Origin of the sequence: Streptomyces sp. CA-294286, from assembly GCF_050947155.1 — a bacterium.
Classification (GTDB): Bacteria; Actinomycetota; Actinomycetes; order Streptomycetales; family Streptomycetaceae; genus Streptomyces.
Genome location: NZ_CP192005.1, coordinates 2927032 through 2940225 on the forward strand (window position 1 = coordinate 2927032; position 13194 = coordinate 2940225).

Genomic DNA, 13194 nt, shown 5'->3' on the forward strand with positions numbered 1-13194 from the left:
AGGGCTGACGTGGAATGTGGTCCGCGCCACTACCTTCGGAAAGGTGACTGCCGTGATCGCAACCGAAGCCCTGAGCAAGCGGTTCCCCCGGGTGACCGCGCTTGACCGGCTCTCGTTGGACATCGGACCCGGAGTAACGGGCCTGGTCGGATCCAACGGAGCCGGCAAGTCCACCTTGATCAAGATCCTGCTGGGTCTGTCCCCCGCCACGGAGGGACGTGCCGCAGTGCTCGGCCTCGACGTGGCGACGAGCGGCGCGGAGATCCGCGAGCGCGTGGGGTACATGCCCGAGCACGACTGCCTGCCACCGGACGTCTCGGCCACCGAGTTCGTCGTCCACATGGCGCGCATGTCGGGTCTTCCCGCCACCGCCGCACGCGAACGCACCGCCGACACCCTGCGCCACGTCGGCCTCTACGAGGAGCGCTACCGCCCCATCGGCGGCTACTCGACCGGCATGAAGCAGCGGGTGAAGCTGGCCCAGGCCCTGGTCCACGACCCGCAACTGGTCCTTCTCGACGAGCCGACCAACGGCCTCGACCCGGTCGGCCGCGACGAGATGCTCGGCCTCATCCGCCGCATCCACACCGACTTCGGCATCTCCGTCCTGGTCACCTCGCACCTCCTGGGCGAGCTGGAGCGCACCTGCGACCACGTCGTCGTCATCGACGGCGGAGCGCTGCTGCGGTCCAGCTCGACCAGTGACTTCACCCAGACCACCACGACCCTCGCGGTCGAGGTCACCGACTCCGACGCCCACCCCGACGGCACGCGCGCGTTGCGCGAGGCGCTCACCGCGGCCGGCGTGACCCTGCACGCGGCGGAGGAGCAGGGACTGCCCGGCGCGGGCCACGTCCTGCTGGTCGAGGGCGAGGGCGAAGCGACGTACGACCTGGTGCGCGACACGGTCGCCGACCTCGGTATCGGCCTGGTCCGCATGGAACAGCGCCGCCACCACATCGCCGAGGTCTTCCACGCCGGCCCCCCGCAGCAACAGATCCAGCAGCAGTCACAGCAACCAGCGCAAGCGCAGCTCGCACCGCAGACGGGAGGCGGCCACGATGGCAACTGATCTCACTCCGCCGGGCGCCGACCCGACGCGCATCCACAACATCGGCTACCGCAAGTACGACGGGCAGCGGCTCGGCCGCTCCTACGCCAGGCGCTCGCTCTACTCGCAGTCCCTGCGCGGCGCGTACGGACTGGGGCGCAGCGCCAAGTCCAAGGTGCTGCCGATGATCCTGTTCGGCGTGATGGTCCTGGTCGCGGCGATCATCGTCGCGGTCGCGGTGGCCGCCCCGGCGGGCACCATGACCAAACTGCCGCTCTCCTACACGGCGTTCGCGATCACCCTCCAGCCGGTGATCGGCCTCTACCTCGCCTCCCAGGCACCGCAGACCGTCTCGCGCGACCTGCGCTTCAAGACGGTCCCGCTGTACTTCTCCCGGCCCATCGAGCGCCGGGACTACGTCCTCGCCAAGTACGGGGCGATGGCCTCCGCGCTGTTCGTCCTCACCGCTGTTCCGCTGGTGGTCCTCTACGCGGGCGCGCTGCTCGCCGAGTTCGACTTCGGAGCCCAGACCAAGGGCTTCGGGCAGGGGTTGGTGTCCGTGGCACTGCTGTCCGTCCTGTTCGCCGGCCTCGGCCTGGTGATGGCCGCACTGACGCCGCGCCGCGGGTTCGGCGTCGCCGCCGTCATCGCCCTCTTCACCATCTCGTACGGCGCGGTCTCCACCGTCCAGGTCATCGCCTACAGCCAGGAGGCGACCGACGCCATCTCGTGGCTCGGCCTCTTCTCCCCCGCCACCCTCATCGACGGCGTCCAGACCGCCTTCCTCGGCGCCTCCTCCGCCTACCCCGGCGGGTACGGGCCCGGGGCCGGCGCGGGCGTCGTCCACCTGCTGGTGGTCCTCGCGCTCATCGCAGGCTCGTACGCCGTACTGATGCGCCGCTACCGGAAGGTCGGGCTGTGACCACGATCGACATCACCAAAGCCTCCCGCTGGTTCGGGAACGTGGTCGCCGTCAACGACGTGACCATGAACATCGGCCCCGGCGTGACGGGCCTCCTCGGCCCCAACGGCGCCGGAAAGTCCACCCTGATCAACATGATGGGCGGCTTCCTCGCCCCCTCCAACGGCACCGTCACCCTCGACGGCAAGCCGATCTGGCGCAACGAGGAGGTCTACAAGGAGATCGGCGTCGTCCCCGAGCGGGAGGCGATGTACGACTTCCTCACCGGACGCGAATTCGTCGTCGCCAACGCCGAACTGCACGGCCTCGACGACCGCGCGGCCGCACAGGCCCTCGCCACCGTCGAGATGGAGTACGCCCAGGACCGCAAGATCGCCACGTACAGCAAGGGCATGCGCCAGCGCGTGAAGATGGCGTCCGCCCTGGTCCACGACCCCTCGGTACTGCTCCTGGACGAGCCGTTCAACGGCATGGACCCGCGTCAGCGCATGCAGTTGATGGACCTGCTGCGCCGGATGGGCGGCGAGGGCCGCACCGTGCTGTTCTCCTCGCACATCCTGGAAGAGGTCGAGCAGCTCGCCTCGCACATCGAGGTGATCGTCGCCGGGCGGCACGCCGCCTCCGGTGACTTCCGCAAGATCCGCCGGCTGATGACGGACCGCCCGCACCGCTACCTCGTCCGCTCGGGCGACGACCGTGCCCTGGCCGCCGCGCTGATCGCCGACCCTTCCACGGCCGGCATCGAGGTCGACTACACGGAACGGGCACTGCGCATCCAGGCCGTCGACTTCGGCCGCTTCACCGAGCTGCTCCCGCGGGTCGCCCGTGAGCACGGCATCCGCCTGTTCACGGTGCAGCCCTCCGACGAGTCCCTCGAATCGGTCTTCTCCTACCTCGTCACGGCCTGAAAGGAGCTTGCTGCGATGTACGAACCCACAGTCGCCCGGCTCACCTACCGGGCCCTCCTCGGCCGCCGCCGGGCCGCCATCCTCTTCATCCTTCCGGCGCTGCTCCTCGTCATCGCCGTCGCGGTGCGGGCGCTGGTCGGCGTGGACGACCAGGTCGCCGCCGACGTCCTGGGCGGCTTCGCGCTGGCCACCATGGTCCCGCTGATCGGCGTCATCGCCGGTACGGGCGCCATCGGGCCGGAGATCGACGACGGCTCGATCGTCTACCTGCTGTCCAAGCCGGTGAAGCGTCCCACGATCATCTGCACCAAGCTGATCGTCGCCATCGCCGTCACCATGGCCTTCTCCGCGATTCCGACCTTCATCGCGGGCATGATCCTCAACGGAAACGGCGGTCAGGTCGCGATCGCCTACACGATCGCCGCACTCGTCGCCTCCATCGCCTACAGCGCGGTGTTCCTGCTGCTCGGCACCGTCTCGCGGCACGCGGTCGTCTTCGGCCTGGTGTACGCGCTGGTGTGGGAGGCCCTGTTCGGCAGCCTGGTGCCGGGGGCGCGGACCCTCAGCATCCAGCAGTGGGCGCTCTCGCTCGCCGAGAAGATCGGCACGAACGGCACGATCACCTCGGACGTCGGGCTTCCCACGGCGGTGATCCTGCTGGTCGTCGTCACCGGCCTGGCCACGTGGTACGCGGGCCAGAAACTGCGCTCGCTCACTCTTGCGGGTGATGAATAGCCCGAAGCGGCACTTTCGGGAACAGGAAGCGCCCCTGATGCGTATCTCCCATACGCATCAGGGGCGCTTCCCGCTTCCTCCGCACCTTGACACCTGCACAGTGTTTCCCCAGGCACAGTTCCCCGGATGCACGCGTACGCGACCGCCCAGCGCCCCCCGACCGCGTGCGGAAGGTCGAATCAGACCTTCCGGTCCCTGGCCGCGAAGAGACCCACGGCCAGCGCCGCCGCGCACACGCCGAGCATCAGGGCGATCGGCACCGTCCAGCTGCCGGTCACCTGGTACACGGCGCCCGCGGCCAACGGACCCGCGGCGGCCAGCAGATAGCCGATCGTCTGCGCCATCCCGGAGAGCCGGGCCGCCGTCACCGCATCCCCGGACCGCAGCACGATCAGGGTGAGCGCCAGGCCCACGGCACCGCCCTGCCCGATGCCGAGGATTGCCGACCACAGCCAGGCCCCGGCGACCGGGGCGACCATCAGGCCGACGTAACCGGCCGCGACGAGAGAGGTGACCAGAGCGATCAGCGGACGCTGACTGCGCATGCGTCCGGCCAGCAGCGGTACGGCGAAAGCACCCGCGACCTGGATCAGATTGTTGAAGGCGAAGATCACGCCTGCCGTGGACCGGCTCATTCCGTGGTCGGTGAAGATGGTCGGCATCCAGGCGATCAGCACGTACGACCACAGCGACTGGAGCCCCATGAAGAGGGTGACCTGCCAGGCGAGACCCGATCGCCAGACACTCCTCGACCCGGCGGGAGCGGCGCTGCCGGGCGCCCCCGGGACGACGCGCGTCTCGTGCCCGGTACGTCCGCGGGAGATCAGCACCTGGGGCAGCCAGGCCAGCGCGGCCACGGCGGCCAGCAGCGACCAGAACGCCATCGACGCTTCCCAGCTGTCGCCGAACGCCTTCTCCAGCGGCACGGAGGTGGCGGCCACGATCGTGGCTCCCGCGATCATCGAGCCGGTGTAGACCGAGGTCATCGACGCGGCCCTGTCCGGAAAGTCCCGCTTGATCAGACCCGGCATCAGCACGTTGAGGAGGGATATCGCGACACCGATCAGCACTCCGCCGCCGTACAACGCGGCCGTGGCGGGCAGCACGCGCACCAGGATGCCCACGCCGAGCAGCAACAGGGCGCAGAACAGGACCACTTCGGTACCGAAGCGCCGACCGAGCCAGGGGGCGACCAGCGCGCCCACGCCGAGGAACAGCACCGGCACGGACGTCACGAGGCTGGTGGCCGTCGACGACAGTCCGAAGCTCTCGCTGATCTCACCGACCAGCGGGGACACGCTCGCCAGAGCCGCACGCATGTTGAGGGAGGCCAGCACGATGCCGACCATGAGCAGCACCGGATGCGCGAGCAACGCCCGCCGTGCGGCGACACCTTGGGGGGAGGGCCGTACGTCGGCCTCGGCGTCCAGCAGGAGTTGATCGGCGTCCGGGCGTGACAAGGCAAGCACCTTTCGAAGTGGGGGGAAGGAACGGCGGTCGAGGAGGGCGCCGTGGGGGGAGGGGGCGGAACGGGCGTCGTCAGCGGCCGATCAGTTCGCGAACGGCGTCGATGGGTACCTGGAGAAGGGCCCTGGCGGCCTGTTCCGCTGTGGTGGGGTCACCGGACTCGATGGCGTCGACCAGGGCCGCGTGCGCGAGGAGATCGATGGGCGGCAGCTGACGGTCCCCGAGCGCGGTGACCAGGGACGCGTGCACCTGGGCGGAGAAGAAGCGGTAGACCTCGGTGAACGCCGCGTTGTGGGTGGCCTCGACGATGCCCCGGTGGAAGTCGAGGTCGGCGTCCGCGGCCCGGTCGCCCTGTTCGGTCAGCGCGGCGAGGGCCGCCCGTAGCGTCCGCAGGTCGTGCTCGTCGCGTCGTACGGCAGCCAGCCGGGCGGCTTCCGCTTCCAGGGCCACCCGTAGTTCCAGTACGTCCAGCACACCGGCGTGCCGCATCCCGCGCAGGACGGCCGAGGGGTCCGCGGTGGAGCGGACGAACGTGCCGTTGCCCTGGCGGGATTCCAGCAGGCCGGCGTGCACCAGCACTCGTACGGCCTCGCGCACGGTGTTGCGGCCGACGCCGAGCAGGTCGGCCAGGACGTGTTCGGTGGGAATCCGGTCGCCGACGGACCACTCACCGGCGGTGAGCTGGTCGCGGAGCTGCTCCACGACGGCGTCCACCAGGGACTTCCGTCCCGCCGCCTGAAGTGCCATGGGTCGGCCTCCGCTTCCTGCTTCCGTCCGAGCGCCCGGCACGATTCGCCCGGTTGCCCAGTCATCCTACAACTGCTGCCGAGATAGATGTAAAGGGCCCCTAAACAGGGGGGGGAGGCGGTACCGGAGTACCGCCTCCCCTTCCGAATCCTCAGCGCGCCAGCAGGTTCTCCAGGACCACGGCGATGCCGTCGTCCTCGTTGGACGCGGTGACCTCGTGCGCGACGGCCTTCAACTCGGCGTGCGCGTTGGCCATCGCCACACCGTGCGCGGCCCAGCCGAACATCGGGATGTCGTTCGGCATGTCACCGAAGGCGATCGTGTCCGCGGCCTTCAGCTTCAGTCGGCGCGCGGCCAGCGACAGACCGGTCGCCTTGCTCAGCCCCAGGGGCAGGATCTCCACGACCCCCTCGCCGGCCATGACCACGCCCACCAGGTTCCCGACGGTCGTCCGGGCGACTTTCGCGAGCTCGTCGTCGGACAACCCCGGGTGCTGGATGTACACCTTGTTCAAGGGCTCCGCCCACAGCTCGGCCGGATCCTCGAAGGGCAGGTACGGGAGCGACCCCTCGTGCACCCGGTAGCCGGGGCCCAGCAGTACGGCGCCGTCCATCCCGTCCCGGCTGGCGGCCAGCGCCAGCGGACCGACCTCGGCCTCGACCTTGGACAGTGCGAGCCCCGCCAGTTGCCGGTCCAGCGTCACCGAGGTCAGCAGCCGTCGCTCGCCCGCGTGATAGACCTGCGCGCCCTGCCCGCACACCGCGAGCCCCTCGTAGCCGAGGTCCTCGAAGATGTGCTTCGTCCAGGCGACGGAACGGCCCGTCACCACGATGTGGGCAGCGCCCGCCGCCGTCACCGCGTCCAGCGCGTCGCGTGTGCGCTGCGAGACCGACTGGTCGTCGCGCAGCAGCGTGCCGTCCAGATCGGTGGCGACCAGCTTGTACGGGAACGGAGCGGGCGCGCCGGGACCGGCGGAAGCGGAAGTGCTCACTTGGCGATCGGCTCCAGCACCTCACGGCCGCCCAGGTACGGACGCAGCATCTCGGGGACCCGCACCGACCCGTCGGGGAGCTGGTGGTTCTCCAGGATCGCCACGATGGTGCGCGGCACCGCGCACAGCGTGCCGTTGAGGGTGGCGAGCGGCTGGACCTTCTTGCCGTCGCGCATCCGGACCGAGAGCCTCCGCGCCTGGAAGCCGTTGCAGTTCGACGCCGAGGTGAGTTCGCGGTACTTGCCCTGGGTGGGGATCCACGCCTCGCAGTCGAACTTCCGCGAGGCCGACGATCCGAGGTCGCCGGTCGCCACGTCGATCACCTGGAACGGAAGCTCAAGCGCGGTCAGCCACTGCTTCTCCCACTCCAGCAGACGCAGGTGCTCGGCGTCGGCGTCCTCCGGGTGCACGTAGGAGAACATCTCGACCTTGTCGAACTGGTGTACACGGAAGATGCCCCGGGTGTCCTTGCCGTACGTGCCGGCCTCGCGGCGGAAGCACGGCGAGAAGCCCGCGTAGCGCAGCGGCAGCTTGTCCGCGTCGATGATCTCGTCCATGTGGTACGCGGCGAGCGGGACCTCGGAGGTGCCGACCAGGTAGTAGTCGTCCTTCTCCAGGTGGTACACGTTCTCCGCCGCTTGGCCGAGGAAGCCGGTGCCCTCCATCGCGCGCGGACGGACCAGCGCGGGGGTCAGCATCGGGATGAAGCCGGCCTCGGTGGCCTGGGCGATCGCCGCGTTGACCAGCGCCAGCTCCAGGAGTGCGCCGACACCCGTGAGGTAGTAGAAGCGCGATCCGGAGACCTTCGCGCCGCGTTCGACGTCGATGGCGCCGAGCGCCTCGCCCAGCTCCAGGTGGTCCTTGGCCTCGAAGCCCTCGGCACCGAAGTCGCGGATCGTGCCGTGCGTCTCCAGGACGACGAAGTCCTCCTCGCCGCCCACCGGAACGTCCTCGTGGACGATGTTGCCGAGCTGGAGCAGCAGGCGCTGTGCCTCCTCGGCCGCCTCGTTCTGCTCGGCGTCCGCGGCCTTCACGGCGGCGGAGAGCTCGCCGGTGCGCTTCAGCAGCTCGGTCTTCTCGTCGCCGGTGGCCTTGGGGATGAGCTTGCCGAGCGTCTTCTGCTCGTTGCGGAGCTCGTCGAAGCGGACGGCCGACGACCTGCGCCGTTCGTCGGCGGAGAGCAGGGCGTCGACGAGCGCGACGTCCTCTCCACGGGCGCGCTGGGAGGCGCGAACACGGTCGGGGTCCTCACGAAGCAGGCGAAGGTCAATCACCCCCCCAGGCTACCGGTGCCCGCATCCGTCACTCGACTGGAGAGGACAGCACCTTCCGGTTTGCCCGCATTGCCCCGAGTCGGGAATGTGGCGGACGGGGCCGGAATCATTCCGTGCGGCCCGGCGGCCCCTCTGGCACAACGGACGCATCGCCCCGCGACGGGGTGCGACGGTGACAGCTGTCCGGCTCTTCTCCCCTGCCCGAGACGGCAGTTGGCGGCCCTCTTGAGTACCTTTTCCACAGGAAGGTGCTTACCCCGACAAGTTATCCACAGGGTGTGTGAAAAAGCTGTGGATCTCGGAACGGGCCTCGGGAAAGGTGTATCCGGGACGAGGGATTCCTTGCTCAAACTCGACTCACGCACACATTCGAGTGGGAATCCCCCCCCTGAAGGGTTGATCAGGGCTGGAGGGGTGACATGTGCAGTCCTGTGACTCCCCGGAGGGGCGAAGTGCCACTGGGGCGATTTGTCGACCATGTCGCGTTAGGTTGTCGACTTGTCCCCAGGTGCAGACGCACCCTGTGGATAACTCTGCGGGGAAAGCCCCGCGCGCATGCCGAACAGGTTCGGGCCGTCTTCAGGCCCGCCCGTCCTGGCACCGTGCCAGCCAGTCCGACGCTTCCGTGAACTCCTGGTCCGACGTGCCGTGCCGCAACTCGGCCACGTCCTCGACGGCGACGCCCGCCCGCGGGTACGACCCGAGGAAGCGCACCTTCGGCGCGATCCGCTTCAGCCCCATCAACGCCTCGCCGACCCGGCGGTCCGCGATGTGTCCCTCCGCGTCCACCGCGAAGCAGTAGTTCCCGATGCCCGCGCCCGTCGGCCGCGACTGGATGAGCATGAGGTTCACGCCTCGCACCGCGAACTCCTGCAGCAGTTCCAGCAGCGCGCCCGGACGGTCCGGGCCCAGCCAGATCACCACCGACGTCTTGTCCGCGCCCGTCGGTGCCGCCGGCCGCGCCGGACGGCCGACCAGCACGAAGCGGGTCTGCGCGTTCACCGCGTCGTGGATGTCGGTGACCAGCGGTTCCAGCCCGTACGTCGCCGCCGCGAACTCGCCTGCGAAGGCGGCGTCGTAGCGCCCCTCCTGCACCAGCCGAGCGCCGTCCGCATTCGAGGCGGCGGACTCCCACAGCACGTCCGGCAGATTCGTCCTGATCCAGTTGCGCACCTGTGGCTGCGCCGCCGGATGGGCGGTGACCGTCTTGATGTCGGTGAGCTTCGTGCCCGGCCGCACCAGCAGCGCGAAGCGGATGGACAGCAGTACCTCGCGGTAGATCATCAGCGGTTCGCCCGAGGTCAGGGCGTCCAGTGTCGCCGTGATCCCGCCTTCCACCGAGTTCTCGATCGGTACGAGCGCCGCCGCGGCCTCCCCGGCGCGCACGGCGTCCAGTGCGGCCGGGACCGACAGCATCGGGGCGAGTTCACGAGTGGCGGCTTCGGGGAGCGTACGGAGGGCGACCTCGGTGAAGGTGCCCTCGGGGCCGAGATAGGCGTAGCGCGTCGCTGACATACGGTCACCCTAATGCGCCACCCGGGGCCCGGCTCAGCTGTCTCACCACCCGCTGCGGCCCCGCGGCTCCGCCTGCCCGAAAGCGTCTGCGACGGCACCGACGACTCCGGGCCGCCCTGGGCTCCCGCCCGACCCGTCCTTCCCTGGCATCGGCGACCTCGCCCGCCGCGGGCCGGGCTTGCGGGGGCAGGAAGGTTCGGGCTCACCCCTCCAGCAGCCGCTGTCCCACGTACTCCCCCTTGCCCGGCCCGCCCGGCACCGCGAACAGCCCGCTGGACTCGTGCCGGATGAACTTCGACAGGGCGTCCCCCCGGTCGAGCTTCCGCTGCACCGGCACGAAGCCCCGCAGCGGATCCGCCTGCCAGCAGATGAACAGCAGCCCCGCGTCCGGCGTTCCGTCCGCCGAGATGCCGTCGTGGTACGAAAAGGGCCTGCGCAGCATCGCCGCGCCGCCGTTCTGCTCCGGCGCGGAGATCCGCGAGTGGGCGTCGGCGGCGATGACGAGCTGGCCGTCCGGGCCCACCTTGGCCAGGTCGGGCTCGGTGAACTCGTCGCCGCCGGTCAGCGGGGCGCCGTCCTTCTTGCGCCGCCCGATGACCGTTTCCTGATCACCCCGGGGCAGCTTCTCCCAGTCGTCGAGGAGCATGCGGATGCGCCGTACGACCGCGTACGAGCCGCCGGCCATCCACTCCTGCCCGGCCGGACGTCCGCTTTCCGGGACGAAGATCCGCTTCTCGAAGTCCGGCTCGGACGGCTTCGGGTTGCCCGTGCCGTCCACCTGTCCCATCAGGTTGCGGGTCGTCATGGGGGAGGCGGTCGCGCCGGGCGAGCGGTTGAAGCCGTTCATCTGCCAGCGCACCCGAGCGGCCTCGCCCGCCTCCTTCTGGACGGCGCGCAGCGCGTGGAAAGCCACCAGGGCGTCGTCCGCGCCGATCTGCACCCACAGGTCGCCGTTGCTGCGACGGGCGTCGAGGTGGTCGGAGGAGAAGTCCGGCAACGGGTCCAGCTCCATCGGCCGCTTGGCCGTCAGGCCCGTGCGGTCGAAGAAGGTCCGGCCGAAACCGAAGGTGAGGGTGAGGGAGGAAGGTCCTGCGTCCCGTGCGACCTCGGTGTCCTCCCCGGCCAGCGAGCGGCCGGACATCAGTTGGCTCGCCACGTGCGACCAGCGGCGCAGCAGCGCCGTGGCCTCCTTGCGGCCGGCCCCGGGGGCGAGATCGAAGGCGATCAGATGGCCGCGGGACTGCAGCGGGGTGGTGATGCCCGCCTGATGTTTCACGTGAAACATGACCTCGGTCGCGCCGACGGAGGCCAGGGCGGCCGGCCCCTCGCCGTCGGAGTTCACGGCGGAGGCGACGCCCGCCCCGCCGACCGCGCCCAGAGCGAGCCCGGCGGCGCCGGCGGCGCCCGCGGTGCCGAGCAGTCTCCGCCGGGAAAGGCCGGGCGTCTCCGTGTTCTCGGGACTCTCGGCAGAAGAGGTGTCGGTCATGCGGGTCAGCCGATCTTCACGTTCTTGTTCACGGTCACTTGGTCGGTGTCGGAGGTCCGGATCGTCACGTCGAGTTTCCAGGTTCCCGCCAGCGGAACCTGGACGCCGTTCGCGCTCCAGTGTCCGGGAGAGAGCTTGTCGGGGACGACGGGGAGCGGCCCGATCTGCTTCTCCTCGTTGGTGAGGGCGACCTTCAGCTCGGGTGCGTCGACCGGCTTGCGGGCGGGTGACTCGGCCCATACGTGCAGGGCGTTGCTGCCGGTTCGGCCCGGGGTGAGCTGGACGCGGAGGGTTCCCTTGCCGTCCTCGCCGCCGGTGTCGAAGGGGAGCACGACGTCGACGGGACGGTCCGGCACCGCGGGCGAGGCGCCTGTGCCGCGGCCGGCCTCCTGGAGCTCGGTACGCCCCGGTTCGGTGCTGGTCAGGACGGTGGTGACGGCGAGCAGAACGACCGCGACCGCCGCTTCCACGAGGACCGAGCGCCGCAGCCCCGAGCGCTGCGGGTCCGCGTCGCGCTCGCGCTTGGCACGCGTCGCCTCCATGGCGGCCCGCTGCCGGGCGAGCTGGGCGGCGCGCTCGGGGTCCGTGCCCGCGCCGGTCGCCGGGGCATCCGCCTCGGTGGCCCCCCCGGTGCCCGCCGAAGTGCGCGTCGGGGCGTCCGCGGCAGCGTTTCCCGTGGAGTCGGCCGTCGTCGTACGGTCACCGGACCGCGGCCGGGACACGGCCGCCACGGGTTCCGCGCCCGGCCCCTCCGCCAGCCGTCCGGTCCACCTGCGCGAGCACCAGGCGGCACCGACCATGGCCACCACGAGGGCGATCTTGGCGAGCAGCAGCTGCCCGTACGCCGTGTCGACCAGCGCCTGCCAGGTACCGACCTGTCGCCAGGACTGGTAGGCGCCGGTCGCGGCGAGCACGACGACGGAGGCGAAGGCGAGCCGGGAGAACTTCCGTACTACGGAGCGGTCCAGCGCGGGCGAGCGGTGGAGCGCGACCAGGAGTGCGGCCAGGCCGCCCAGCCAGGCGGCGGCCGCCAGCATGTGGAGCACGTCGACCGGCATCGCGATGCCCGGCTGGAGGCCGGTCGAGGCGTGCTCGGACATGGCCCAGGTGGCCGCGATGCCCGCCGCGACGACCCCGCCGCCCAGCGCGAGGCCGAAGGTGAGGTCCTTGAGCGAGGAGTCCTCGTCGTCCTCCGCCTGGCCGCCGTCGGCCTGCTCGGCGTTCTTCTTCGCGTACGCCCCGAACAGCACCGCGACGAACAGGGCGGCAGCGCCGAGCAGCAGCAGCCGCGACACCAGCGCCGCACCGGTCTTGGTGGACAGCACGGCCTTGAGCGCCGCCAGGTCGAAGATGCCCGACAACTCACCGGAGCCGGTGTACGGGGCCCTGAGCAGCAGCATCGCCAGCGTCGCGGCGGTCAGCAGCAGCCAGCCGCGCACCACCAGCCGCTGGATCGGCCGCTCGGCCGCACCCCGCCGCCAGCAGGCGAGGACGAAGGCAGCACCGCCGACGAGCACGATGAATCCGGCGTACGCGGCGTAGCGCGCGATGTCGTAGAGCACGCCCACCGCACCGCCGCCCGCTTCCTGGGAGGGCAGCGCGACGCTGCTCTCGGAGGGAGCGCCGATGGAGAAGGTGAAGGCACCGGAGATGGGGTGGCTGTCGGCGGAGACGGCCTGCCAGGCGACGGTGTACGTGCCGTCGGGCAGCCCGCTGTGCAGGGCGATGCCGTACTTGACGACGTTTCCGCTGCACAGGTCGAGGGTTTCACCGGTGTCGGCGCGCTTGCCCGACGGGTCGAGAACGCGGATGGCGTCCTCGCCGAGCGCGATCTGCTCGGAGAAGTTGAGGGTGACGTCCTTGGGTGCGGTGGCGAGCACCGCCCCGTCCTTCGGGTTGCTGTCGGTGAGCGCGGCGTGTGCGGCTGCGGGGGAGGCCCCCGCGAGCAGTGCGCCGAACAGGGCGGCGATCGTCAGCAGCAGGCGAACGACCGAAGTGGCCGCCGGTGTCCCGGAGCGAGGCGTCCCGCATCGTGAGGTCCCGGAGCGGGAGGTCTGGACGCGGGGTGTCCCGAAGTGCGGGGCGGTGTCCGTCATGG

Annotated in this window: 11 protein-coding genes; 4 read left to right on the forward strand and 7 right to left on the reverse strand. The window is 70.5% G+C overall.

All coding sequences use genetic code 11. The features are described from left to right. Window positions 1-52 precede the first annotated feature (52 nt). The 4 genes from ACQPZG_RS17755 to ACQPZG_RS17770 are packed head-to-tail and all read left to right on the forward strand — an operon-like array spanning window position 53 to window position 3616. The gene (locus ACQPZG_RS17755; RefSeq protein WP_433546727.1) at window positions 53-1072 is read left to right on the forward strand and encodes an ABC transporter ATP-binding protein; all 1020 of its coding nucleotides are present in this window, start codon (window positions 53-55) and stop codon (window positions 1070-1072) included. Further along, window positions 1062-1973 carry an ABC transporter permease gene (locus ACQPZG_RS17760; RefSeq protein ID WP_433546728.1) on the forward strand — a complete coding sequence of 304 codons (912 nt, stop codon included), beginning with the start codon at window positions 1062-1064 and terminating at the stop codon, window positions 1971-1973. Before ACQPZG_RS17755 ends, ACQPZG_RS17760 begins: the two co-directional genes overlap by 11 nt. After that, window positions 1970-2881: an ABC transporter ATP-binding protein gene (locus ACQPZG_RS17765; RefSeq protein ID WP_433546729.1), complete on the forward strand. Its 912-nt coding sequence runs from the start codon at window positions 1970-1972 to the stop codon at window positions 2879-2881. Before ACQPZG_RS17760 ends, ACQPZG_RS17765 begins: the two co-directional genes overlap by 4 nt. Window positions 2882-2896: 15 nt before the next feature. After that, window positions 2897-3616, forward strand: coding sequence for an ABC transporter permease (locus ACQPZG_RS17770; RefSeq protein ID WP_433546730.1), 720 nt, complete (start codon window positions 2897-2899; stop codon window positions 3614-3616). A gap of 179 nt (window positions 3617-3795) precedes the next feature. On the opposite strand, the gene ACQPZG_RS17775 is transcribed toward ACQPZG_RS17770, so the two are convergent. The 7 genes from ACQPZG_RS17775 to ACQPZG_RS17805 form a co-directional block, all read right to left on the reverse strand. Beyond that, window positions 3796-5076 (reverse strand): CynX/NimT family MFS transporter, encoded by a 1281-nt coding sequence (locus ACQPZG_RS17775; RefSeq protein WP_433546731.1) that lies wholly within the window; start codon window positions 5074-5076, stop codon window positions 3796-3798. A 79-nt stretch (window positions 5077-5155) separates the two neighbouring features. Continuing rightward, complete coding sequence (locus ACQPZG_RS17780; protein ID WP_433546732.1) at window positions 5156-5830, reverse strand: FadR/GntR family transcriptional regulator; 675 nt, start codon at window positions 5828-5830, stop codon at window positions 5156-5158. A 151-nt stretch (window positions 5831-5981) separates the two neighbouring features. After that, complete coding sequence (locus tag ACQPZG_RS17785; protein ID WP_433546733.1) at window positions 5982-6821, reverse strand: HAD family hydrolase; 840 nt, start codon at window positions 6819-6821, stop codon at window positions 5982-5984. After that, entirely contained in the window at window positions 6818-8095 is a 1278-nt protein-coding gene (gene serS / locus ACQPZG_RS17790; RefSeq protein ID WP_433546734.1) for a serine--tRNA ligase, read from the reverse strand. The genes ACQPZG_RS17785 and serS overlap by 4 nt, the downstream gene beginning before the upstream one ends. A gap of 579 nt (window positions 8096-8674) precedes the next feature. Then, window positions 8675-9610: a prephenate dehydratase gene (gene pheA / locus ACQPZG_RS17795; protein ID WP_433546735.1), complete on the reverse strand. Its 936-nt coding sequence runs from the start codon at window positions 9608-9610 to the stop codon at window positions 8675-8677. 202 nt (window positions 9611-9812) lie between these two features. Beyond that, the gene (gene efeB, locus ACQPZG_RS17800) at window positions 9813-11096 is read right to left on the reverse strand and encodes an iron uptake transporter deferrochelatase/peroxidase subunit (RefSeq protein WP_433546736.1); all 1284 of its coding nucleotides are present in this window, start codon (window positions 11094-11096) and stop codon (window positions 9813-9815) included. 5 nt (window positions 11097-11101) lie between these two features. After that, complete coding sequence (locus ACQPZG_RS17805) at window positions 11102-13192, reverse strand: copper resistance CopC/CopD family protein (protein ID WP_433546737.1); 2091 nt, start codon at window positions 13190-13192, stop codon at window positions 11102-11104. Window positions 13193-13194 lie beyond the last annotated feature (2 nt).